Origin of the sequence: Gluconacetobacter dulcium, from assembly GCF_014174165.1 — a bacterium.
GTDB classification, from domain to species: domain Bacteria; phylum Pseudomonadota; class Alphaproteobacteria; order Acetobacterales; family Acetobacteraceae; genus Gluconacetobacter; species Gluconacetobacter dulcium.
Window position 1 is genome coordinate 17,667 of the sequence record NZ_JABEQN010000001.1, and the last position, 22,527, is coordinate 40,193.

Sequence of the window (22,527 nt, forward strand, 5' to 3'; positions counted from 1 at the left end):
CGGCGCCCATGCCGGATGATGCCGATCCTGGTGCTGCTTCTCGGCACATTCTGCACATTCTGCCTGCCGTCGGCTCCCGGCCGGGCCGCCGATACCGCGGCCGGATCCCCGTCCACGGCGCAATCCGCCCCACCAGGCATGACCGCCCAGCAGGCGCAGCAGGTGCTGGGCGTGCTGAACGATCCGCAGAAGCGCGCCGAGTTCACAAACACCCTGAATGCGATCGCAAAAGGCCTGCCACAGACGGCCTCAGCCGCGCCTTCGGCGGCCAATCCTCCGGCCGCCACCTCCGCCGACACGTCGGATGTGGCGCTGGAACCCGACAGCGTGGGCAGCGACGTGCTGGGCGAACTGTCCACCATGCGCAACGGCATCGTCCACCAGACCCGCCAGTTCGCCGCCCTCTTCGCCGACCTGGCCTTCGTCGGCCACTGGTTCCGCACCGAACTGTCCGACCCTGAGTCGCGCAACGCCCTGTTCGATGCATTCGGCCGCGCGGGGCTGATCATCCTCCTCGCCATGGCCGCCGAGCGCGGCCTGTCCATCGCGTTGCGCCGGCCGCTCAACAGCATCACCGCCCGCGCGGTCGATGCCGAGCACCGTCTGAACCAGCGCGCGGCCCGGGTCCGGGTCGCGGACAGCGCACCCGTGCCCAGCGGGGAAACACAGGCCGAACGCACCGTCCAGGACACGCGGCGCCAGGATGACCGCAAACAGGTCGAAACCCTGCGCATCATCCGCCGCATTCCCTTCTCGCTGCTGCATCTGCTGACCAAGCTCCTGCCCGTGGCCCTGTTCCTGGGCATCGGTTATGCTGGCGCGGCCTTCCTCGGCGGCAGCGAGCAGGCCGAACTGGTCACGCTCACCCTGGCCAATGCCTATGCCGCGGCCCGTGGAATCTACCTGCTGGTCGAAACCGTGATGGTGCCGAAATCGCCCACCATCCGGCTATGCAAGGCATCGGACCGCACCGCCCGGATCGTCACGCGCTGGTGGAACGTGCTGGTCGCGATGCCCTCGATCGTGGTCTGCCTCTCCACGCTGGGCGGGTTGTTCCATCTCGCCCCGCGCGGCACCGAGGCCCTGATCCGCGCGCTGGTGCTGGCCGAGCATCTCATGGTCGCGGTGTTCATCTGGCGCATCCGCCATCAGGTGGCGGCGGCCCTGCATCCGCCGGCCCGCTTCCAGAACAGCCCGTTCTGGCAGTTCCTGGGCCGCCTGGCGCAATTGTGGTGGCTACCGGCCATGGTGTTCGACCTGGCGCTGTGGCTGGTCTGGGCCACCCAGATCCGTGGCGGCTATGCCTGGATCTGGCGCACCGCGGTCATGACGGTCGTCGTCATCATCGTCTCGCGCATGCTGGCCCTGCTGCTCTTCGGCGCGCAGAACCGCCTGTTCCATATCAGTGACGACACCGAAACGCGCTATCCCGGCCTGCGGGCGCGCGCCGATCACTACTATCCCTATGCCAGGCGCACCCTGTCGGCGCTGCTGGTGTTCGTCACGGTCGTCGTCCTGTTGCAGGCATGGGGCCTTCCGGCCGTCACCTTCTTCCTGCATGGCGACCTGGGCACGCGGATCGTCGCCGCCATCCTGTCGGTCATGATCGCCTTCACGGTCGCGATCGTGGTGTGGGAGGCCGCGAACGCCGCGTTGCAGAACCAGATCAACCGGTACGAAAGCAGCGAGCAGGTCTCGCGCGCCATCCGGCTGCGCACGGTCCTGCCGATCATCCGCACCGTGCTGCTGACGATCATCGTCATCATCGTCGCCGTCACCACCCTGTCGCAGATCGGCCTCAACGTCGCGCCGCTGCTGACCGGCGCGGGCATCATGGGCGCCGCCATCGCCTTCGGCTCGCAAAGCCTGGTCAAGGATTTCATCACCGGCTTCTTCATGCTGGTGGAAAACGCGATGCAGGTCGGCGACTGGGTCACCGCCGGCGGCGTCTCCGGCACGGTCGAACATCTCTCCATCCGCACGCTGCGCCTGCGTACCGTCACGGGCGACGTCCACATCATCCCCTTCTCGTCCGTCACCTCGATCGCCAATACCTCGCGCGATTATAACGTGGTGATCGTCAGCTTCATGCTCGACCTCTCCGAAAACCCCGACCGCGTGGCCGGCATCCTGGCGAAAGTGGTCACCGAAATGCGGGCCGACGCCCAGTTCGCCCCGATGATCCTGTCCGACTTCACCTTCCTCGGCGTCGATAACGCCGACGGGAACGGCGCGAAATTCCTCGGGTCGTTCCGCACCACAGCCGGCAGCAAATGGAAGGTGTGGCGCGAATATTACCGCCGCCTGGGCCTGCGCATGGTCGCCGAAGGGGTGAAATTCCCGGTCCCCACCGCCATCTCGCTGATGAGCAATTTCGGGGGCGCGCCCCTGCTGGTCGGACAGACGCCGCCGGGGCCGCCCGCCAATACCAACACCGCACCGGCGGCCCCCCAATCGGACCCCTCCCATGAATGACACCTCCCTGCCAGCCGATCTGGCCGGCGTCGAATCCCCCCTGGAGCAGGACGGCTTCGCCTGCCTGCACGCCTCCACGACGCGCGCGCTGCTGGAACCGTACGGCCTGGCGGACTGGGCGGGTTTCGCCGCAAGCTGGAACCGGCTGGGGCTGGACCGCTACATGGCCGATGGCGGCCGCTACCGGCGGCGGCGGCACGCCACCTACACGGTTTCGGCCGAGGCGATCGAACGCAAGAAGCACCAGCCCCACTACCAGAGCCGCGATTACAACGAACTGAATGGCGGCATCGAACGCTGGTTTCGCCCCGTGGAAACCACGATCGGCACCCATCCCGCCCTCATCGCCGTGCTGCGGCTGATGCGTCGGCTGGTCACCGACCTCACGCCGCCCGACCGGCGCCCCGATATCTGGCATGTCGAAATCCACCAGTTCCGCATCGAAGCCCGCGCCGGGGAACCGGGCGAGCCGACGCCCGAAGGGCTGCATCGCGACGGCGTGGACTGGGTGCTGGTCCTGATGATCCAACGCGAGAACGTGGCCAGCGGCGAGACGACGATCCACGACCTGCATCGCCGCCCCGTCGGGCATTTCACCCTGACCGACCCGCTGGACGCCGCCCTGGTGGACGATAACCGCGTCTATCACGGCGTCACCGCCGTCCGACCGATCGACCCCGCGCGCCCCGCCTGGCGCGATGTCCTGGTCGTGACCTTCCGGCACCAGTAGGGCTGCCCCCACCCACATGCTGTTCAGCACCCAGGCTTTCCTGCTCGGCTTCCTGCCGCCGACTCTCGCCCTGTTCTATCTGTGCGCCGGCCACCGCACGACGCGCCAGGCGGTCCTGGTCGCGGCCTCGCTGCTGTTCTACGGCCTGTGGAACTGGCGTTTCGTCCCGGCGCTGGTGGCGCTCACGCTGGCCAACTGGGCGCTGGGCCGCGCCTGGGCGGCCACCGGGCGCCGCCTCTGGCCGATCACGGGGATCGTGCTGAACCTCACGATCCTCTTCACCTTCAAATACGCGCATTTCTTCGCCGAGAGCCTGGATTGGGCGACGGGCCGTCCTCCGCCCGCCTGGACCATCCTCCTGCCGCTGGGCATCTCGTTCTTCACCTTCCAGAAAATCGCCTATCACGCCGACCTGCTGCGCGGCGCCCGCCCGGTGCGGGGCATGCTCGATTTCCTGGAATTTGTGACCTTCTTCCCCCAGTTGATCGCCGGCCCCATCGTCCGCCACTCGGAAATCGTGCCGCAATTCGGCACCAGCCCGCGCGGCCCCGCGATGTGGGAGAACCTGTCACGCGGCGCGATGCTCCTGCTGCTGGGTCTGGCGAAAAAGGCCGGCGTGGCCGACACGCTGGCCCTCACCTGCAACCCGCTCTTCGCGCACGCGGCCACGGGCGCCACGCCAAACCTCGCGGAAGCATGGGTCGCGGCCCTCACCTACACGCTGGAAATCTTCTTCGATTTCTCGGGCTATTCCGACATGGCGATCGGCATGGCGCTGATGTTCGGCCTCCGCCTGCCGTTCAATTTCGACGTACCCTACCGCGCCACCAGCATCCGCGCCTTCTGGCAGCGCTGGCACATGACCCTGTCGCGCTTCCTGCGCGATTACGTCTACATCCCCCTCGGCGGCAACCGGCGCGGGCTGATGCGCCAGATGACCAACCTCATGGCGACCATGATGCTGGGCGGCCTGTGGCACGGCGCGGGCTGGACCTTCGTGGCCTGGGGGGCGCTGCATGGCGCGGGCCTGGCCGTCAACCATGTCTGGACGCGCGCGGGCCTGCGCCTGCCGGCGCTGGCGGGATGGGCGGCAACGATGCTGTTCGTCATCATCGGCTGGGTGCTGTTCCGCGCGCCCGACTTCCCCACTGCCGGGCGCGTCCTGCGCGGCATGGCCGGCCTGGGCGGGCTGGGGCATGCGCGAATCCTCGATGCGGCGGTGTTCTGGGTCGCCCTGGCCGTGGCGCTGGTCGGCCCCTCCTCGCAGGACGCGATGCTGCGGATGCTGCGCCCCAGCCCCCTGGTCGCGGTCCCCGCCGCGATCGCCTTCGTCTTTCTGCTTCTGCTGATCGGCGGGCGGATTCCCGATGCCTTCATCTATTTCCAGTTCTGACCCCCAGACCCGATGGCGGGGCTTTGCCCGCGCGTTCGCCGTCACGGCGGTCGTGCTCGGCGCAACCCTCTCCCTGTTCGTCGCCCTGGTCGATCCATGGGACATGCTCCCCCTGTCGCCGCCCTGGCACCGGATTCCGATTTCCAGCAACGCGCGCTACAGCATGCCGGCGCTGGCCATCAGCCCGCGTTTCGACTCGGCGATGGTCGGCACCTCGACCGGCCGCCTGCTGCAACCGGCCATCCTCGACGCCCCGTTCGACGCGCATTTCGTCAACCTGGCCATGAACAGCGCCACGCCGTGGGAACAGGGCCGCATCCTGCGCCTGTTCCTGCGCCACCATCCCACCCCCCGCGTGGTGCTGATCGACATCGACGCCGAATGGTGCTTCGCCGACCGGCACGGCCTGTCCGAACCCAACCGGCCGATGCCGGACTGGATGTACGAGGGCTCACCCTGGCGCGGCTATACCGAGATGTTGACCATGTATGCGGTGCAGGAAGCCGCCAACCAGTTCATGTGGCTGATCGGGCACAAGCAGCAGCGCTTCGGCTCCGACGGCTATACCAGCTTCGTCCCCCCCGACAGCCGCTACGACCCGCGCCGGGTCGACGAACTGTTCCGCACCTGGGCCTTCGACACGGCGAAGGCGGACGGCCCCGCCCGCGCCCCCGCCTCCGTCCCGTTCCTGATCGACCTGCTGGCCGCCATTCCGGCGGAAACCACCAAGATCCTGTGGTTCCCCCCGTCATCGCGGGAACAGCAGGGCGCACCGGGCAGCCAGGTCGCGGCGACCCGCGCCGCCTGCCGCACCGCCATGGCCGCCATCGCCCGCGCCACCCCGCACACCATGGCGATCGATTTCGAAATCCCCGGCCCCGTCGCCGACAGCCGGGCCAGCTTCTGGGACCCGATCCATTACCGCCAGGCGGTCGCCCACATGGTGATGGACGATCTGGCGGCCGCCGCCATGGGTCGAGACGTGCCCGCGACGCAGGGCAGGGTTCTGGTGCCACCCCATCCTTGATGGCCGCCCCCCTTGCCGGACGGCTTCCATCTGATAAGGAGACAGAACCCGTCCACGGGCGCTCCGTCGCCTGCCCACCTTTTTCCAGCCCCGTCTCGGGACGTGCTGCGATATGGAGAGGCTGTGAACAGTACCGATCGCGGTCCGGAATGGTCCCTGGAGGCCAGCGACACTGCCAACGTGATCGTCCTGTCCGGCGACTGGATCGCCCAGCAGGGCCACGTCCCCGATTTCCCGTCCGACGGGCTGCGCCAGGCACGACCGGGCCAGAAGCTGACCTTCCGCACCGATCGTCTGGGCCGCTGGGATACCGGGCTGATCGGCTTCCTCTGGGCGCTCAAGCAGGGCGCGGCCCAGGCGCATCTGGAGATGGACGCCGACACCCTGCCCGACGCGGCGCACAAGCTGCTCGACCTGCTGCCCGACCGGCCGGCCCCCGCGCCTCCCATCCCCCGGCGCCGCTTCGCCCCCCTCGCCACAATCGGCAGCCTGACGATCGACAGCCTGACCGAAATCGGCACCGTCACCGAACTGGGCGTCGAGACCGCGAAAGGCGGCGTCGCCAGCCTGACCGGGCGCGGCCGGATGCGCCTGACCGACCTGATGTCGAACATCCGCGACGCCGGCCCCTCGGCGCTGCTGATCGTCAGCGTCGTGAATTTTCTCGTCGGCGCGATCCTGGCCTTCGTCGGCGCGGTCCAACTGCGCAAATTCGCGGCGGACATCTACGTCGCCAGCCTGGTCGGCATCGCGATGGTGCGCGAGATGTCGGCGGTGATGACGGCGATCATCATGGCCGGCCGCACCGGCGGCGCCTATGCCGCGCGCATCGCCACCATGCAGGGCAACGAGGAAATCGACGCCCTGACCGTCTTCGGCATCCCGGTCTCCAGCTATATCATCCTGCCGTCCATCCTCAGCCTCACCGCCACCATGCCGTTCCTGTATCTGTACGGCTCGCTGGTCGGCATGCTGGGCGGCTTCACGGTGGCGATCGGCATGCTGTCCGTCACCGGGGCCGGCTATTTCCACCAGACGCTCAATGCCGTGGCGCTGGACCAGTTCGGGTTCGGCTTCGTCAAGAGCATCTTCTTCGCCATCCTGATCGGGCTGACCAGTTGCCGCATCGGCCTGCAAGCCGGCCGCAGCGCCGCCGATGTCGGCGTGGCGGCAACCCGCGCGGTGGTGGTTGGCATCGTGGGCGTCATCGCGCTGGACGCGATCTTCGCCGTCATCGCGACGACGATCGGACTCTGACATGGCGCCCCAAACCCCCGACACCGACAGCCGCGAAACCCTGATGTCCCTTCAGGATGTCACCCTCGCATTCGGACCGAAAGTGATCCAGAAGGGCATCTCCTTCGACATCAAGCGCGGCAGCATCTTCGCCGTCATGGGCGGATCGGGCTGCGGCAAGAGCACCGTCCTCAAAAGCATGATCGGCCTGCTGAAGCCCGCCGCCGGTCATTATCTGGTCGATGGCGAGGATTACTGGACATCCGACCCGGCCCACCGCCAGACGGTCAGCCGGCGCTTCGGCGTGCTGTTCCAGAGCGCGGCGTTGTGGAGTTCGCTCACAGTCGGCGAAAACGTCGCCCTGCCGATGCAGATGCTCACGAAGATGGACCCGGCCACCGTCCGCAACCAGGTGGAACTCAAGCTGGGTCTGGTCGGCATGCTGCATGCCATCGACCAGTATCCGTCGGAAGTCAGCGGCGGCATGAAAAAGCGCGCCGGCCTGGCCCGCGCCATGGCGCTGGACCCGGACATCCTGTTCTTCGACGAACCCTCCGCCGGGCTAGACCCGATCACCTCCGCCCGGCTCGACGACCTGATCCTGAACCTGCGCGACGGGCTGGGGGCCACCATCGTCATCGTCAGCCACGAACTGCCCAGCCTGTTCAAGATCGCCGATGACGGGATCTTCCTCGACGCCAAGACCAAGACCCCGATCGCCCACGGCGCGCCGTCCTGGCTCCACGATCACTGCGACGAACCGCAGGTCCACGCCTTCATGCACCGCGAACGCGAAACCGAGTCCGGGAGGACCGACTGACCCATGGCAAATCGAGAAACGATCGTTGGCGCCTTTGTCGTCGGGGGCGTGGCCCTGGGCATGGGGGCGCTGGTCTTCTTCGGCAATTTCAATCTCTTCTCGCCCACCAAGGAGGCGACCGTGGTCTTCCAGGGCTCGACGTCGGGCCTGAGCATCGGCGCCCCGGTCACGTTCCGCGGGGTCCGGGTCGGCGCGGTCGATGCCATCTCGATCACCTATGACGCCCGCACCCACGCCGCCTATATCCCGGTATCGGTCCAGCTCCAGCCCAACAGCATCTCCATCGCCGGCGCCTCGGGCACGCACCGCAGCATCAGCCTGCAGAACATGATCGACCACGGGCTGCGCGCCTCGCTGAACATGCAGAGCTTCGTCACCGGCCAGGCCGAAATCGATCTCGATTTCGACCCTTCCGCTCCCGCCGTGCTGCACCCCGATATCGTCACCGGCAAGGATATCGAAATTCCCACCCGCCAGTCCGCGATCCAGAAGGTGCAGGAAACCCTGACCCAACTGCCTCTGAAGGAACTGGCCGACAACGCCCAGGCCGCCTTGGCCAGCATCAAGCAGTTGAGCGAACGGCTGGATCAGGACCTGCCGCCGCTGGTCGACAGCATCAAGCAGACCTCCGACCATTCGCGTATCGCCGTCGACAGCGCGACCCACGCCATCCAGGACCTGGAGCAGCGGCTGGACACGACGCTGACGGCCATCGACCGACTGGCCACCACCGGCACCCAGCAGCTCGACGCCCGAGGCGCCGACCTGCACCAGTTGCTGCACAGCGCCAACGATACGGTGATCCAGGCGCGCGACAGCCTGTCCGCCCTGCATGACATGACATCGCCCCGCTCGGCCGACCGCGCGAACATCGACTCCACCCTGCGCGACCTGTCCGCCGCCGCCGCTGCCCTGCGTGGCTTCGCCAGCGACGTCGAGCGTAATCCGCAACTCCTCCTAATGGGACGCCGCCCATGAAAAACCGCTCTGCCAGCCGGGCTGCCGGCGATCCGACGCGCGTCCACTGCGCTTCGCTGCTCACGGCCATCAAGGCCGCTCCGCTGCGATGCTCGCGGACACACGCCGGGCGTGCCGCTGCGCGGCACTCTCGCTCGGCAGCCCGGCTGGCAGAGCGGTTTTTGTCACCTCGCGCTTCAGCACGCCTGCTCGCCCTGCTGCTACCGGCCATGGTCGCCGCGTGCGCTTCGCCGCCGGTGCGGTTCTACACGCTGGGCGCGCCGGCCATCGCCACGGGCGCGGTGCCGGTCGGCAGCGTCACCCCGACGACGCCGGTCGTCACGGTCGCCCGCGTCACCCTGCCCGATTATCTCGATGGCCAGGACCTGATCGCCCGCGACGGCAACCGGATCGAACGCAGCGCCACCGGCCGCTGGGCCAGCCGCCTGTCGCTCGGCGCCACCGACCTGATTACCGCGCGACTGGCCGAAAGCCGCACCGACCTGTTCGTGACCGACCAGCCGCAGGTCCTGCCCGCGACCTGGCGCCTCGCGGTGAATATCAGCCGCCTCGACATCGCGCATGACGGCACGGCATCGCTCGTGGCCGACTGGTCGATCGTCCCGCATGATGAACGCCAGCCCCTGCTGCACCAGCGCGCCAGCCTGACCCGCCAAGGCCCCGCCGCGACCGACGATCAGGTCGCGACCCTGACCCAGGCGATCCTGAACGATCTGGCGGAGCGCATCGCCGCAAGCTGGCCACGCTGACGCCAACCAACCGCGCCTGACCAACGCATCGGGATGCAAGGGCCGAGGCCCTTGCCGGGTTCGGGCAGAGCCCGACCTTGACTCCCCGGCGCGCCGCCCCCGGACAGAGAACGGAAAAGCGATGAGCCCATTGGATGATTTCCTGCCGCGCTTCGATTTCAGCGAGCGGCACACGATCGACATCGCCGCTCCGGCCCACCGCATCATGGACATGGCCGCCGCGTGGCGGAACAAGGACGATCCGCTGATCCGCGCCGCCATCCGCCTGCGGGAGATACCCGCCCGGCTGCTCGGCCACACACGGCAACAGCCTCTGGACATTTCCGACTTCACATTGCTGGAGCGGCGGGGCGACGCGGCTCTGGTCTACGGCCTGATCGGTGCGTTCTGGCAGGCGGATTACGGGCTGCACGACATCCCGTCGGCGGACGCCTTTCGCGCCCCGCGCACGGACGATGTCTGCAAGCTGGTCATCGGCTTCACACTCCAGCCCGGTGCCGGACCCACCCGCCGCCTGACGACCGAAACCCGCGTGCTGTGCGCCACGGCCCACGCAAAGCGCCGCTTCACGCCCTACTGGTATCTGATCCGACCCGTCAGCGGCCTGATCCGCCGCCGCGTGCTCGCGACCATCCGCGACCGATCGACCTCACCGCCCACTCGCCAGCCGGGTGGCGCATTATCATGAAACTGCACGATTACCCCACGGCCCCCAACCCACGGCGTGTCCGTTTCTTCATGGCCGAGAAAGGGCTGGCGATCCCGACCGTCACGGTCGATCTGGCGCAACGCGCGCAGTTCGCACCGGCCTTCCGCGCCCTCAATCCCGCCTGCACCGTTCCGGTGCTGGAACTGGACGACGGCACCGCGATCAGCGAGGTCCCCGTCATCTGCCGCTATCTGGAAGATCGGCACCCCACCCCCACGCTGATGGGCGACACGGCGGAGCATCGCGCCGTCATCGGCATGTGGGACCGCCGCATGGAAAATGACGGCTATCTTGCCGCGATGGAGGCCGTGCGCAACAGCCTGCCGGGGCTGGCGGGGCGCGCCCTGGTCGGTCCGCACAATTATGCGCAGATCCCCGACCTCGCCGCGCGCGGCCGTCAGAGACTGGCCGATTTCATGACCGACCTGAATGTCCGCCTGCGCGACACGTCCCATATCGCGGGCGAGGCTTTCTCGATCGCCGACATCACCGCCTTCGTCACGCTCGATTTCGCGCGCGCCCGGCTGAAGCTGGCCCTGCCCGACGAGGCCACTGCCCTGCACGCCTGGTTCACCCGGATCGCAGCCCGCCCAGGCGCTCAGGCGTAACTCTTCTCCAGACCGGAATGGCGATGCCGATCACCATAAGGAATCCCCGCCCCCGGAAAGCCTGACAGACGCGGCGTCACCGCCCCTGCGCGGGCGGCGTACCCGGCGTGTGCTCCCCATAGCGGTCCCAATGCAGCGCCAGTTCGCGCACCACGACGCTGCCGACCTGATAGGCGGCGGCCACAGCAGGCAGATAGCCCGAATACCCGCCTTCGCTGGCCTCGGATTTCAGCAGTTGGGCAGCCGTCTCGCCCGGTGGCGGCATGTCGAAATTGCTGGCGGTTCGCAGCACCAGCACGCGATCCGGGTTCACCCGCCCCGCCTGGGCCTGAAGCGTCAGGGCCTGCATAAGGCCGACATCCTCCTCCGCCGTGGTCGCGAAGGTACCCTTGCCCCCGGTCCAGTAGCCGACCCAGCGCTCGGCCCACCGATTCATGCGCGCACCGACCCAGAATGTCTCGCTGGAGAGCGTATCGCCCAGCAGCACCGCCGGCGGCTTCTGCGCCTGCGGATACCCGACATAGCGCGCCCGGATCGCCTTCAGCGCCGGCGTGTCGGGCAATGTCACCGAGCGCGTCAGATTATACGCCCAGGCGACCAGCGCGGGATTGAGCGTATATTCCATGTCGCCGGAGAGCGAATGCAGGGGCGGCACCGGGCTGTCGGTCGGCGTGCTGCCCTGCACCGGCGTATAGCCGTCCGGCCAGTCGGATGGAATTTCGCGCGCATCGACGGCATGCGCCAGCCCGCCATTGACGATGCGCGGCGCCCACACCGCCCCGCCGACCGATCCGAAATTGGGATCGATCCCCGCGATGCCCGCCAGTACGAAATAAGCCCGCCGCAGGTCGAAACGCGGGTCCAGCACCAGCGCGGTGATGGCCGAGGCCATATGTTCCGGCCCCTCGCCACTGGCGATGCCAAGCACCTGCAAGTCGGGATTGTAACGCATCACCCCATGCCACGTACCCGGCGCCGGCAGTTCCTGCCGTAGAGGCAACTTTTCCACCCAGGTCTGGAACTCGCCCGGCGTGTCGCCGGTATCCTTGCCGATCTCGAACGTGGTCACCACCACCACGCGCACGGGAATCTGCTCCGCACGCGCCGCGACCGCACCACCGGCGACCATTGTCCCCAGCAGACACACCACCGCCAGCCGTCGCCCCGCCCATTTCCGCATTATGCCTGTCCTCATCCCGGTCCATGCCCCTTCGCGGGCACGACGGACGCATTCCGCCCCGCCGCGCGGATCATCGTGGTTTCAAAATCATGCAGACGCGCTTCCAGCGTCCATTGCAGCCGCGCCTTCTCGCTCGCGGCCAGAAAATCATGGCACGCCCCCGCTTCAGGCACCGCCCCAGCCGGGACAGAGGCACAGGCCGCAACCATACGGAACGGCATCACCCCGCGCCACAGGCTGGCGCCGGGGACGAAGGCATATTCCAGCCCCGAACGCGACAGGTCGCGCAACGCGGCATAATCCAGCGCATAGACCGTCGCCGCCCGCGCATATTCATGCGTCAGGTCGATGCGCGACACCCCCTCGTCATCGGTCGACAGCGCCACCGGCACCCCCGCCGCGCGATAGGCGTTGAGCGGATGCCCCGCCCCGACGATGCCGAGAATAACGTCATTGCTGGTCAGGTTGATCTCCACCATCACCCGGCGCCGCGCCATTTCCGCCATCAGCCCGTCAGGATCGTCCTCATGCAGGATATCCACCCCATGCCCGATCCGCCGCGCGCCCGCGATCTCCACCGCCTGCCGGATATGGTCCCGCAACCCTTCGGGCGGCACCAGCCCCGGCGCCAGTTCCCCGGCATGAAGCGACAGTTTCACCCCCGGATCGCGCGCCGCCAGCCAGCCGAACATCCGCATATGCAGGCCATAATCCCGCATCGCCACCGCATCGTCCTCGGGCGCCACGATATTCACGCCGACAAAGCGCGGATCGGCCTTGACCAGCGCGTAGCCGAAATCAAGCTGCGGAAAGACCATGGCCGGCGGCATGGTGCGGATGGTCTGGTACAGATAGCGCACCGCCACCCCGCATCCCGGCGCGGCCTGCGCGGTCCCGCAATGCAGCACGGCCCGCATCCGCGTCTCCATCGCATCGACCTCCTGCCGCGCCGCCCCGACCAGCGCCGGCAGTTCGGCGGCGATGGCGCGATCGGCCTCGGCAAAAGCCTCGCCCTGCAACGGATGCCGCACCCCCAGCCCCGCCACCGGACCAAGCTGGGGCGAGATCATCAATTCCAGATACAGCACATGATCGCCGGCCGCGTGCGTCACCGCCTCGGCCAGCATATCGCCACCATGGGCGGCCTGCACGGCTCCGAACCGCCCGAACGTCGCGAAGAAATGGTCATGCCCCGACCGGTCCGAAGCCGTCGGCACGAAATCGCGCATCGACAGCGCATCGATCATGCCGGCCCGCAGATCCGGCTTGCCGGCAAGTTCGGCGGCCCGAACCCGCCCCGCTTCATCCGGTGCACAGGCGCCCTTGAGAATCCGCCCCTGCGCGGGCGAAACGCACAACCCGTCCTGGGCCGCCCAATCCAGCATGTTCTCGGCATAAATCGCGCCGGCCAGATGATTATGCAGGTCCGCCCCCTTGGGCATGGCACGCAGCAATTCCTCCAGCCGGGCCGGATCGCGATCCAGCATCACGAACGCGCGCGACGCGGCATCGGACGAGGGCGCGGCGGCAGCGGCGGCAGACAGAAGCAGGCCGGCGGCCAGACCAGAGACAATGAAGAATCGTGACATCAGGCGATGGTGCGGCGATCGATTCAAAAACGCAACAGGCTGCGCCCGTCAGCCTTCCACACCATGAACGGGGCTGAAACGGGGTACTCCCGCCACATCCTCAACCCACATGGCCAGCGGCCGTACCCAGTAATCGCCACGCGCCTCGCTGCGGTAGGTCACCAGCCATTCCTCGGTCTCGGAATGACGGCCAACACAGATCAGGGTGTATAGTCCGCCCTTATAATGACGGTACAGACCCGGCCGTGTCCTTTCGGTCTCGTTCATGCGTTACTACCCTCACGGGGCTCCGGATCGCGGTCCGGAGCCAGCCTCTCCCCAGGCAGCCCACAAGGCCGCCCGCGAACCGACGGACCTCATCGCATGATTCGCCCACCCCGTCATACCCGCCTCCTCGCCACGCTGGCCGCCGCCATGGCGCTGGCCCACGCGCCCGCCGCTCTCTCCGCTCCCCGCCACCAGCCATCCGCCACAACCGAAAGCGGCGACCCGGTCATCCTGGCCCAGCAACCCGGCGGCGCGCTGGACCAGACAGCCCGCACCCTGAACCAGTCCGACCTCGCAGCGGCCGTAAAGAAGGGCGATACCCCCGTAGTCCTGGTCGGCTCCGCCCCGCTCTCGACCCACGCCGGAGACACGGCATTGTTCGTACAATTGCAATCGGCCAATCTCTGCGGCTCGGCCGGCTGCGCCACCTCGGTCTATCTGCGGCGCGACCGGAAGGACTGGGTCAAGGTGCTGGATTCGGTCAGCGGCCCGATCGCCCTGTCCCGCCGCAGCCACGGCGGCATGCGCGACCTGATCGTGGACAGTACCGACCGCTGGGTCTGGAACGGCACCACCTACCACGACACCATGCCTGCCGCGTCAGACAGCGACCTGCGCCAATCCATCGAACGCTTCCAGGCCCGACATCCCGAGCGACAGCAACAACAATAGTTTTGCCGCCATGGCGCCGATGCTGGCCGACGTTCAGACCGCCGCAACGATCCGCCGCGTCTCCTCAACCGCCACGCTCCATATGGCGTGCATTTCAGCGTCCGCACGCTCGTAACGCCCGCCAAAATTACCGTCACCGAGGCAGTCCCGGGCCATTTCCGGCGTCGCATCATGCAGTTGCTCCGGCCTGATGGCCGGCTTTTCGCCGTCGGGCTGGGCAATGCCGGCAATCCGCGTCCACGGAAAATTCTCCATCCAGGACGCATGCATCGCCACCGGATCGGTCTCCATGACGAGACGCCAGGTTTCTGAAGACCGCCACCAGTCATGAAACAACGCTCTGCAATCAGGTTTTTCTTCAAACCACAAGGAAAGCGCCGGCCAGATCGGGCTATTGCCCCCATGGCCGTTCACGAACACGAAACGCCGAAATCCCTGGCCATGCAGACTGGCGAGCAGGTCCTCAAGGAGAGCAAGATAGGTTTCACTGCGAAGGGAGATCGTACCGGGATAGGCCAGAAAGCGCGGCGTCATGCCATACGGAACGACAGGGCAGACCGGTACGCCCAGTGGCGCACACGCTTCAAGCGCCACACGCTCGGCCAGGATCGCATCGGTGAACAGGCTTAGATAGGCATGCTGCTCGGTCGAACCGAGCGGAACGACGATGCGGTCATCCTCCTCCAGATAGGCCTCGACCTGCATCCAGTTCATCTCGCGTAAATTCATGATTCTTCCTGTAACATGCGCCCTTTATGGCCGCCGTGTGGTCAGTTCCGCGATCAGGCGGCTGACATCATGGGGGTTGGGCGTGTGCTGATACTCGAAATAGACCGATTCATCGGGAAATTTCAGGCCGAGATCATCCGCGCCGGTCGCATAGACAATCACGTCGGCATTCTTCATCAGGTCCTGGCATTCCGGAGCATCAATCAGAACGACGGCAGGCTCCGTGATATGGGGAGCGAACTGCTCGACCCCCGCTTTCATCGACCCCGCAAATTCCGGATTGATGACGACGAGAACAACGCGACTCCCCGGATCGATCTGCGCCAGCTTCATCCGAGTCTCCATCGACGGAATGAAGGTGATGACCGCCACACCCAACCCGGGCAGCATACGCGCGACTTCCGCACGCCGGTGAGCAAATGTCACAGCCATCTGACACAAGTCAACACGCTGCCGTTCCGAAGGATTGGTCTGCAACTGCGTGATGGTCGTCGGCAGAAAACGTACTTTTCTTTCGCTCAGCCGTTCCATCTGCCGACAATAGGCAATCGTGGTCTGCATGAAATTGCCGACGACCATCACCGATGGTGGCGGCACGCCCAGACCACCGCCCTCCATCCGCGCGCTGACCAGACCCAGAACCTCGCTCGTACTCAACCCCAGCGCTCGGGCACGGGTGACCAGCGCATCGATGGACGACTGAATCTCCGAACTGCGTCCACCGCGCGTAGGCCATCCTGCCATCAGGTCGGCAACGAAAGTCCCCGCCCCCGTCCGTCCGCGCAACACACCACCACGTTTGAGTTCGGCATAGACCTGCCCCACCGTCACCGGAGAAATGCCCAGCCGCTCGGCCAGTTCGCGTACCGGAGGCAAGCGCTGGCCCGGCCGGATGACACCCAGGCCGATACCATATTCGATCTGCCCCTTGAGTTGCGTTCCAATGGGCAACTCGAGTGTCCTGTCGATCCGGAAAAGGGTTACGTCCAGACGCTCGAATTCTTCCTGCCCTCGCGCGTCGAGGTTGGCGCTGTCCTGTCGAATGACCCATCCTCCCCGTTGCCGGCCGACAACCGGGCCGTCACGACGGCATTCCGACTGGGCCCGATCTGCACGGACATATTAGAATGGAAACTTGTTACATACAAGGATGCTAAAATCGGCCATTTTGTCCATCTTGTATCATTGCAGAGTAACATATTGTGTGCTTAATCCGATAACGGTTCGTTCCGGTCAATGAATGACCAGCCGGCGGACTCGACGACCCGACATGACGCAACGGAGACGCAGGCACGCATATGTTCACCAGAAAGATGACCCCCCTCGGCGCCGCAGCCTTCATGCTGCTGTCCTCGACCGCCCTGGCCGCGACGCCACCGGATGCCCATCCTCGCCAGAAGCCGCACGCCGGCTCGGAGCATCCACACACCGATTCCGCGGCAAAGAACGAAAGCGTCATGGTCACCGCCGCCCTGCGGGCCGCCCACAGCGCAATCACCGACGTGTCCCGCAAAGACATGGAAAAATTCGTCGCCGGCACCAGCCCACTCAAGATTCTTGGCAGCCTGACGGGTGCGAACTTCGTGTCGAACGATCCGCTCGGTCTCGATATCTATTCCAAATCGTTCTACGTACGCGGCTTCAACCAGAGCCAGCTCGGCGCCACCCTCGACGGCATTCCGCTCGGCGATCAGTCTTACAACAAATATAACGGCCTCGACGTCAACTCGGCGATCACGCAGGACAATATCGCCCGCATGAATCTCAGCCAGGGCGGCGGAGACGTCACACTTCCATCGACCAGTGAACTCGGCGGCGCGATGGAATTCTACTCCGCCGATCCGGCCGACAAGGCTGGCGGCATCATTTCTCAGATGTTCGGCAGCTACAACAGCTATCGCACTTATGTAAAAGGCGACACTGGCACATTTACCCGTTTCGGCACGAAGGCCTACATCTCCTACATGCGCGTCGATGGCGACAAGTGGAAGGGCTATGGTGATCAGTTCACCCAGCAGGTCAACGCCAAGATCGTCCAGCCGATCGGCGACAACAGCAGCATCAAGGCCTTTTTCAACTGGAGCGACCTCGCACAGTACGAGTATCAGGACCTGTCGCTCGAACTGCTGCACAAGGTCGGCCAACGTCTGGACAATTACGCACCCGACTATCGCACCGCCTACCTGGCCGCCCAGGGTATCTACCCCGCGTCCTTCGCGTCGCTGTCCGATCCCGCCGATGCCGCCTATTACAATGGCGGACAGGCCGAACGCGACTATCTGGGCGGCCTGACGCTCGATTTCGACATGGGCCATCATATCCGCTGGAAGACCCTGTTCTACGGCCATGGCAGTCAGGAATATTCGACCTGGGCCAACCCTTACGTCGCCTCGCCGACTGGCGCTCCTCTGTCGTTCATGGCCATCCCCGAGCAGGTCCGGCGCCTCGGCTTCACAACCGAGATGACACACACATACGGAAACAACGTTCTGCGCACAGGTGTATGGTTCGAGAACAACGCATACAATATCGGTAAATATTATTATTCCGAGCCCGTTCTGGGTCAGGGCGCTCCGATCGGTGCCGTCGGTCCGTTCAACACCTATGGTGGTCCGTTCGCCCAAGTCTGGGGAATGGGTTTCAACACCAACACGGTCCAGTATCACCTCACCGACACGTATCACGTCCTGCCCGGCCTCGCGATCACGGGTGGTTTCAAGTCGCTGGTCGTCACAACGGCCGGCGGCGCGAACGAAAACAACACCACCTATACCCACGTCGATCAGTTGCCGAACGGCAGCGTCACCTCGTCGGCTGCATTCCTGCCGCACGTCAACATCGACTGGCATTTTCTCAAGAATCACGAAATCTATTTCGACGTCGCCGAAAATATGCGCGCCTTCACTTACGAAGGCTACCAGTCAGGCAGCGTGCCCTCGCTATGGGGCGTCAAGAACCAGGCGGCATTCGACGTCGCGCGCCGGACACTGCATCCTGAACGGAACTGGACTTACGTCGTCGGCTATCATTATTACGGCAAGGTCGCATCGGCCTCGGTCGACGCCTACCGCTCCAACTTCACCAACCGCCTGGGCCTCATGGCCTCCGGCTCGCTGGTCAATCCAACCTCGACCGTCGGCAATCTCGGCGGCGTGACCATGAACGGCGTAGATGCCGACGTCGTGATCCGTCCGGTCCGCCACCTCGCGATCGACAACAGCATCAGCTATAATCACTCGACCTACGACAACAACATCACCTCCGCGGGCGTGCTCTATCACCTGCAAGGCAAGAAAGTTCCCGCCTATCCCCAGTTCATGTATAAAACGAGCCTGATCTACAGCTACCACGGGCTCTCCGCGCATTTCGATGCAAACTACATCTCGCGGCGCTATCTCAGCTACACGAACGACACCAGTGTACCCGGCTTCTGGATGACCAATATCGGCGCACGCTACAGCTTCGGCCAGCAGAGCATTTTCCGCGACCTCTCGGTCTCGTTCGATGTCTACAACCTACTGAACACGCCATACATCTCCACGGTGGGTGAACAGGGCTTCCCCCTGGAGGGCGACCGCCAATCCCTGCTGGCAGGCTCCCCCCGCCAGTTTTTCGGCTCCGTCAGCGCCAAGTTCTGACGTGATGGAAGCCCGCCGACGCATCTTCCTGCGGATCGCGACGCTCGAACTGTGCGAACGGTTCGGTTTCTATGGTCTGCAAAGTGTCTCGATCCTGTATTTCGTCAAAACCATGGGCCTATCGGAACAGGGCGCCATCATGCTGTGGGGCGCGTTCAGCGCCCTCATGTTCGGCGTACCCGTTCTGGGCGGCTGGCTTGGCGACAGGATCCTGGGCGCCCGGCGCACCGTCGCGGTGGCGCTCGCGCTTCTGGCCACCGGTTATACCGGGCTAGCCAGCGGCGTGGGCGGCGCGGCTGGCATCTCCCTCGTACTGGCCGTCCTGGTCTGCGGCGGCGGCATCTTCAAGCCCAACATCACCAGCCTGCTGCGTCATGCCTTCAGCGACGGCGATGACCGGCTCGATATCGTGTTCACCATCTATTACATGTCCATCAATATCGGGGCGACGATCGCAGCCCTCGCCATCCCCTTCCTCGCCGTGCATATCGGCTGGCGGGCGAGCTTCGGCGTCTCCTCCGCCGTGCTCTGGGCAGGCTTCGCCGTCTCGCTGACACTGCCGGCCACCACGCCCGCCCCGACCGGCGCGGCAGATCGCCGCCTGTGGCTGCTGCTCGCCGCCGGTATCGGCGCCGCGTTCACGCTGCTGCATTACCCGACCCTGGCCCGAACCTGCATCTGGATCGCCGCCACCGCCATTCTTCTGATCTGGATCGTGCTTTACCGGCGCGCGGCACCGGCCTGGCGCGCGGGCCTCAAACTGTCCTTTGCCCTCCAGGCCGAAGCTATCCTGTTCTTCCTGTTCAATCAGCAGATCGCAACGTCCCTTACCGGCTTCGCGCGCGACCATGTCGCGGGCACCATCCACATGGCGGGCATGGACTGGATCGTGCAGCCCGGCCAGTTCCAGTCGCTGAACAATCTCTGGATCCTCATCTTCGCCCCCTGCCTTGCCGCGCTGTACCATAGCGCGGCGCGAAAAGGGCGCCCTATTTCCGTTCCCATCCGCTTCTTGTGCGGCTTCGTGCTGCTGACGGGCTCTTTCATCCTGTGGCGCACGGCCGCCCTGGCAGGAGCGGCTGGCCCGGTCTCTCCTTGGTGGATGGTTGCGGGATATGCACTGTTCTCTCTGGGCGAACTCCTGATCGCGGCCCTCGGCCTCGCCGTCATCGCCCGCTACGCGCCACCCGATGCGGTCGGTCGACTGATGGGCTGCTTTTCCGTCCTCGGCGGCCTTGCGAGCTATCTCGGCAGCCTCGTCGCCACCGATGCCACCTATGGAGCAGCAGGCACCGGCACAGCATCAACCGCCGGCTATACCCATCTGTTCGGAAATCTCGCCGCACTCGCGGCCATCGTCGCACTCGCCTCCGCGCTGTTCATCCCCTTCGCCCGCAGGATGGACGCACATTGGCGCCGTGCCCTTCTCACCTCCCCCTCCACCGACGAAACGCCTCCGGAAATCCTGCCATGACAATGCCTCCCGACGCACCCCTCCCTCCTTGGCGATGGCCCGAAAGCCGCTGGCGCGCGGCCGTCGGGCGTGCCCGGGCCGGGCGCTCGCTGCATCCCGCGACATGGCCGGGCGGCGCACGTTGCGCCTTCGCCATCTCTTTCGATGCGGACCACGACACGATCCCCCTCCGCGATGGCGACGAAAGCCCGATGCGGATCAGCCAGGGCCATTACGGCAACCGTCGCGGCGTGCCACGCATCCGAGCGTTGCTGCAACGCCACGGGGTTCCGGCAACTTTTTTCTACCCGGCCGTTTCAGCCCTCCTCTACCCCGAGGAATTGCGCGGCATCGTCGCCGACGGGCATGAAATCGGTATCCATTCATGGATTCACGAGCGCAATACCCACCTAGACGCCGAAACCGAGATGGATCTGACATCGCGCGCGCGCGATGTACTGCAGGATATCAGCCGCAGCCCGGTCGTCGGCATCCGCACGGCAAGCTGGGATTTCTCGGTCGCTACCCTGCCCATCATCCGCCAGATGGGCCTGCTGTACGATAGCAGCCTGATGGCCGATGACGATCCCTACGAACTGATGCAGGACGGAGAAGCCACCGGCGTCGCCGAATTGCCGCCCGAATGGATCAGGGACGACGCCGTCTATTTCAACTTCGACCGCTTCTCGGCCTTGCGCCCATACACGGCCCCGCGCGATGTGCTGGACATCTTCATGGCCGAATTCCAGGGCGCTCATGACGAAGGCGGCCTGTTTCTGCTGACGCTGCACCCACACATCAGCGGCCACCGTAGCCGCATAGGCGTCATCGCCTCCTTGCTCGAAGCCGCCCGGCGGAAAGGCGATGTCTGGTTCGCCACACACGAGCAAGTGGCCACCTGGTGCATGGCCCAATCGAACGGAAAGACATCATGACCACGACATCGCCCCGCCGCCCCGTCATCGCCCTCCATGGCGGGTGCGGCGTCATGTCCCGCGCCCTCCTGTCCGAGGCGGAATGGACCAACGCACGCGCAGACATCCGCAAGGCTCTTGAAGCCGGATATACGATTCTGTCCGAAGGCGGCTCCGCCGTTTCGGCCGTCGAATCCTGCGTGACGGTCCTGGAGGATTCCCCGCATTTCAACGCCGGGCACGGCGCCGCGCTGAACGCCGCCGGACAACATGAACTGGATGCTTCGATCATGGACGGGGCAACTGCTCAGGCAGGCGCCGTCGCGGGCGCCCAGGCGGTACGAAACCCTGTGCGCCTGGCCCGACAACTCATGGAGCAGAAGATTCCCATGATGCTCGCCGGCCCGGCCGCCGACGCGTACGCCGCAGCCCACGGGCTGGAAACAATGCCCCAATCCTATTTCACCACGCCGCGCCGGGCAGAAGCCCTGGCAACAATGCGCGCGCACGATCGGCTGGGCACCTTCGCCAGCGAAAGCGAGAAGCACGGCACGGTCGGCGCGGTCGCACTGGATTGCAACGGGAATCTGGCAGCCGCCACATCCACCGGCGGCTTTACCAACAAGGCGGTCGGCCGTGTGGGCGACAGCGCCATCATCGGCGCCGGCACCTACGCACGGAACGGCGTCTGCGCCGTATCCTGCACCGGACAGGGCGAACAGTTCATCCGCCATGTCGTGGCACACGAAATCGCGGCGCGAATGCGTTACGAGCACCGCCCGCTCGCCGACGTCACCAGCGCAATCCTGAAGGAGGCCTTCACGCCACATGGAATCGGCGGCGGCATCATCGCCATCGACCAGGCGGGTACGATCAGCGCGGAATTCAATACCGAAGGCATGTTTCGCGGCTGGATCGACGCCAACGGCACACTCTTCGTCGCCACCCACAAGGACTGAGCCGCAAGCCCGACTGCATCGAAGCGGAGGGACCCGGACGGGCCGCGCACAGAAAACAGAAAGATGACTGTATCAGCGCGTATTTTTTCAGAGATTCTGGAGCGGGTGAAGGGAATCGAACCCTCGTATGCAGCTTGGGAAGCTGCCGTTCTACCATTGAACTACACCCGCGTCGCGTCCAGCCCTATACCTCACCGCACGTCCCGACGCAATCCGCTGAGTTGCTCCACAACTGCCGCCGCCCCACTATGGTTGACGAGCGCCCCCCCGATCCGCAATAACCCTGTCGTCCGATAGCCCCCATGGGACCAACGGACCCTCGGGATTTGGATCGGCCGGCTTGCGACGAGGTTAAACAGACGCGCTAAAGAGGCCTGACACCGCCAGACTCCGCGGGCGTC

Annotated in this window: 20 protein-coding genes, 1 tRNA gene and 1 riboswitch; of the genes, 15 read left to right on the forward strand and 6 right to left on the reverse strand. The window is 65.7% G+C overall.

Features of this window, described 5'->3' with window-relative positions; genetic code table 11:
• Positions 1-15 precede the first annotated feature (15 nt).
• The 10 genes from HLH25_RS00095 to HLH25_RS00140 all read left to right on the forward strand — a co-directional run bounded on the left by HLH25_RS00095 (position 16) and on the right by HLH25_RS00140 (position 10,725).
• Positions 16-2,475: a mechanosensitive ion channel family protein gene (locus tag HLH25_RS00095; protein ID WP_182972137.1), complete on the forward strand. Its 2,460-nt coding sequence runs from the start codon at positions 16-18 to the stop codon at positions 2,473-2,475.
• Positions 2,468-3,205: a 2OG-Fe dioxygenase family protein gene (locus tag HLH25_RS00100; RefSeq protein ID WP_182972138.1), complete on the forward strand. Its 738-nt coding sequence runs from the start codon at positions 2,468-2,470 to the stop codon at positions 3,203-3,205. Before HLH25_RS00095 ends, HLH25_RS00100 begins: the two co-directional genes overlap by 8 nt.
• A gap of 16 nt (positions 3,206-3,221) precedes the next feature.
• Positions 3,222-4,598, forward strand: a complete 1,377-nt coding sequence (locus tag HLH25_RS00105) for an MBOAT family O-acyltransferase (protein WP_182972139.1) — start codon at positions 3,222-3,224, stop codon at positions 4,596-4,598.
• Entirely contained in the window at positions 4,573-5,625 is a 1,053-nt protein-coding gene (locus tag HLH25_RS00110; protein ID WP_182972140.1) for a hypothetical protein, read from the forward strand. Before HLH25_RS00105 ends, HLH25_RS00110 begins: the two co-directional genes overlap by 26 nt.
• A gap of 123 nt (positions 5,626-5,748) precedes the next feature.
• Positions 5,749-6,882 carry an MlaE family ABC transporter permease gene (locus HLH25_RS00115; RefSeq protein ID WP_182972141.1) on the forward strand — a complete coding sequence of 378 codons (1,134 nt, stop codon included), beginning with the start codon at positions 5,749-5,751 and terminating at the stop codon, positions 6,880-6,882.
• A 1-nt stretch (position 6,883) separates the two neighbouring features.
• Positions 6,884-7,681, forward strand: coding sequence for an ABC transporter ATP-binding protein (locus HLH25_RS00120; RefSeq protein ID WP_182972142.1), 798 nt, complete (start codon positions 6,884-6,886; stop codon positions 7,679-7,681).
• Between the two features lie 3 nt (positions 7,682-7,684).
• The gene (locus HLH25_RS00125; RefSeq protein WP_182972143.1) at positions 7,685-8,659 is read left to right on the forward strand and encodes an MlaD family protein; all 975 of its coding nucleotides are present in this window, start codon (positions 7,685-7,687) and stop codon (positions 8,657-8,659) included.
• Positions 8,656-9,408, forward strand: a complete 753-nt coding sequence (locus HLH25_RS00130; protein ID WP_246400699.1) for a PqiC family protein — start codon at positions 8,656-8,658, stop codon at positions 9,406-9,408. Before HLH25_RS00125 ends, HLH25_RS00130 begins: the two co-directional genes overlap by 4 nt.
• 121 nt (positions 9,409-9,529) lie before the next feature.
• Positions 9,530-10,096, forward strand: coding sequence for a hypothetical protein (locus HLH25_RS00135; protein ID WP_182972144.1), 567 nt, complete (start codon positions 9,530-9,532; stop codon positions 10,094-10,096).
• The gene (locus tag HLH25_RS00140) at positions 10,093-10,725 is read left to right on the forward strand and encodes a glutathione S-transferase family protein (protein ID WP_182972145.1); all 633 of its coding nucleotides are present in this window, start codon (positions 10,093-10,095) and stop codon (positions 10,723-10,725) included. The genes HLH25_RS00135 and HLH25_RS00140 overlap by 4 nt, the downstream gene beginning before the upstream one ends.
• 76 nt (positions 10,726-10,801) lie before the next feature.
• Here the strand turns inward: HLH25_RS00140 and HLH25_RS00145 are convergent, their stop codons facing one another.
• The 3 genes from HLH25_RS00145 to HLH25_RS00155 form a co-directional block, all read right to left on the reverse strand.
• Positions 10,802-11,854, reverse strand: a complete 1,053-nt coding sequence (locus HLH25_RS00145) for a purine nucleoside permease (protein ID WP_246400853.1) — start codon at positions 11,852-11,854, stop codon at positions 10,802-10,804.
• Positions 11,855-11,916: 62 nt separating this feature from the next.
• Positions 11,917-13,494 carry an adenosine deaminase family protein gene (locus tag HLH25_RS00150; RefSeq protein ID WP_182972147.1) on the reverse strand — a complete coding sequence of 526 codons (1,578 nt, stop codon included), beginning with the start codon at positions 13,492-13,494 and terminating at the stop codon, positions 11,917-11,919.
• Between the two features lie 48 nt (positions 13,495-13,542).
• Positions 13,543-13,761 carry a DUF1653 domain-containing protein gene (locus HLH25_RS00155; protein ID WP_114726559.1) on the reverse strand — a complete coding sequence of 73 codons (219 nt, stop codon included), beginning with the start codon at positions 13,759-13,761 and terminating at the stop codon, positions 13,543-13,545.
• A gap of 96 nt (positions 13,762-13,857) precedes the next feature.
• On the opposite strand from HLH25_RS00155, the gene HLH25_RS00160 reads away from it, so the two are divergent.
• The gene (locus tag HLH25_RS00160; RefSeq protein ID WP_182972148.1) at positions 13,858-14,433 is read left to right on the forward strand and encodes a hypothetical protein; all 576 of its coding nucleotides are present in this window, start codon (positions 13,858-13,860) and stop codon (positions 14,431-14,433) included.
• Between the two features lie 33 nt (positions 14,434-14,466).
• Here HLH25_RS00160 and HLH25_RS00165 read toward each other — a convergent pair whose 3' ends face one another.
• Together HLH25_RS00165 and HLH25_RS00170 are read right to left on the reverse strand one after the other, a co-directional pair.
• Positions 14,467-15,162 carry a creatininase family protein gene (locus tag HLH25_RS00165; RefSeq protein ID WP_182972149.1) on the reverse strand — a complete coding sequence of 232 codons (696 nt, stop codon included), beginning with the start codon at positions 15,160-15,162 and terminating at the stop codon, positions 14,467-14,469.
• A gap of 24 nt (positions 15,163-15,186) precedes the next feature.
• Entirely contained in the window at positions 15,187-16,113 is a 927-nt protein-coding gene (locus HLH25_RS00170) for a GntR family transcriptional regulator (RefSeq protein WP_182972150.1), read from the reverse strand.
• Between the two features lie 347 nt (positions 16,114-16,460).
• On the opposite strand from HLH25_RS00170, the gene HLH25_RS00175 reads away from it, so the two are divergent.
• The 4 genes from HLH25_RS00175 to HLH25_RS00190 are packed head-to-tail and all read left to right on the forward strand — an operon-like array spanning position 16,461 to position 22,126.
• The gene (locus HLH25_RS00175) at positions 16,461-18,800 is read left to right on the forward strand and encodes a TonB-dependent receptor domain-containing protein (protein WP_246400708.1); all 2,340 of its coding nucleotides are present in this window, start codon (positions 16,461-16,463) and stop codon (positions 18,798-18,800) included.
• A gap of 4 nt (positions 18,801-18,804) precedes the next feature.
• A complete protein-coding gene (locus HLH25_RS00180) occupies positions 18,805-20,274 on the forward strand; it encodes a peptide MFS transporter (RefSeq protein WP_182972151.1) in 1,470 nt (489 codons plus the stop codon).
• A complete protein-coding gene (locus HLH25_RS00185; protein WP_246400710.1) occupies positions 20,271-21,188 on the forward strand; it encodes a polysaccharide deacetylase family protein in 918 nt (305 codons plus the stop codon). The genes HLH25_RS00180 and HLH25_RS00185 overlap by 4 nt, the downstream gene beginning before the upstream one ends.
• Entirely contained in the window at positions 21,185-22,126 is a 942-nt protein-coding gene (locus tag HLH25_RS00190; protein ID WP_182972152.1) for an isoaspartyl peptidase/L-asparaginase family protein, read from the forward strand. The genes HLH25_RS00185 and HLH25_RS00190 overlap by 4 nt, the downstream gene beginning before the upstream one ends.
• Positions 22,127-22,223: 97 nt before the next feature.
• Here HLH25_RS00190 and HLH25_RS00195 read toward each other — a convergent pair.
• Positions 22,224-22,297 (reverse strand) — tRNA-Gly (locus HLH25_RS00195).
• Positions 22,298-22,434: 137 nt separating this feature from the next.
• A riboswitch (SAM riboswitch) is annotated at positions 22,435-22,515 on the forward strand.
• Positions 22,516-22,527: the final 12 nt, after the last annotated feature.

What these genes read in the sequence shown, in the direction of transcription:
- HLH25_RS00095 (WP_182972137.1), top strand. Translation starts at nt 16, where the DNA reads ATGATGCCGATCCTGGTGCTGCTTCTCGGCACATTCTGCACATTCTGC.
- HLH25_RS00100 (WP_182972138.1), top strand. Translation starts at nt 2,468, where the DNA reads ATGAATGACACCTCCCTGCCAGCCGATCTGGCCGGCGTCGAATCCCCC.
- HLH25_RS00105 (WP_182972139.1), top strand. Translation starts at nt 3,222, where the DNA reads ATGCTGTTCAGCACCCAGGCTTTCCTGCTCGGCTTCCTGCCGCCGACT.
- HLH25_RS00110 (WP_182972140.1), top strand. Translation starts at nt 4,573, where the DNA reads ATGCCTTCATCTATTTCCAGTTCTGACCCCCAGACCCGATGGCGGGGC.
- HLH25_RS00120 (WP_182972142.1), top strand. Translation starts at nt 6,884, where the DNA reads ATGGCGCCCCAAACCCCCGACACCGACAGCCGCGAAACCCTGATGTCC.
- HLH25_RS00125 (WP_182972143.1), top strand. Translation starts at nt 7,685, where the DNA reads ATGGCAAATCGAGAAACGATCGTTGGCGCCTTTGTCGTCGGGGGCGTG.
- HLH25_RS00130 (WP_246400699.1), top strand. Translation starts at nt 8,656, where the DNA reads ATGAAAAACCGCTCTGCCAGCCGGGCTGCCGGCGATCCGACGCGCGTC.
- HLH25_RS00135 (WP_182972144.1), top strand. Translation starts at nt 9,530, where the DNA reads ATGAGCCCATTGGATGATTTCCTGCCGCGCTTCGATTTCAGCGAGCGG.
- HLH25_RS00140 (WP_182972145.1), top strand. Translation starts at nt 10,093, where the DNA reads ATGAAACTGCACGATTACCCCACGGCCCCCAACCCACGGCGTGTCCGT.
- HLH25_RS00145 (WP_246400853.1), bottom strand. Translation starts at nt 11,854, where the DNA reads ATGGTCGCCGGTGGTGCGGTCGCGGCGCGTGCGGAGCAGATTCCCGTG.
- HLH25_RS00150 (WP_182972147.1), bottom strand. Translation starts at nt 13,494, where the DNA reads ATGTCACGATTCTTCATTGTCTCTGGTCTGGCCGCCGGCCTGCTTCTG.
- HLH25_RS00155 (WP_114726559.1), bottom strand. Translation starts at nt 13,761, where the DNA reads ATGAACGAGACCGAAAGGACACGGCCGGGTCTGTACCGTCATTATAAG.
- HLH25_RS00160 (WP_182972148.1), top strand. Translation starts at nt 13,858, where the DNA reads ATGATTCGCCCACCCCGTCATACCCGCCTCCTCGCCACGCTGGCCGCC.
- HLH25_RS00165 (WP_182972149.1), bottom strand. Translation starts at nt 15,162, where the DNA reads ATGAATTTACGCGAGATGAACTGGATGCAGGTCGAGGCCTATCTGGAG.
- HLH25_RS00175 (WP_246400708.1), top strand. Translation starts at nt 16,461, where the DNA reads ATGTTCACCAGAAAGATGACCCCCCTCGGCGCCGCAGCCTTCATGCTG.
- HLH25_RS00180 (WP_182972151.1), top strand. Translation starts at nt 18,805, where the DNA reads ATGGAAGCCCGCCGACGCATCTTCCTGCGGATCGCGACGCTCGAACTG.
- HLH25_RS00185 (WP_246400710.1), top strand. Translation starts at nt 20,271, where the DNA reads ATGACAATGCCTCCCGACGCACCCCTCCCTCCTTGGCGATGGCCCGAA.
- HLH25_RS00190 (WP_182972152.1), top strand. Translation starts at nt 21,185, where the DNA reads ATGACCACGACATCGCCCCGCCGCCCCGTCATCGCCCTCCATGGCGGG.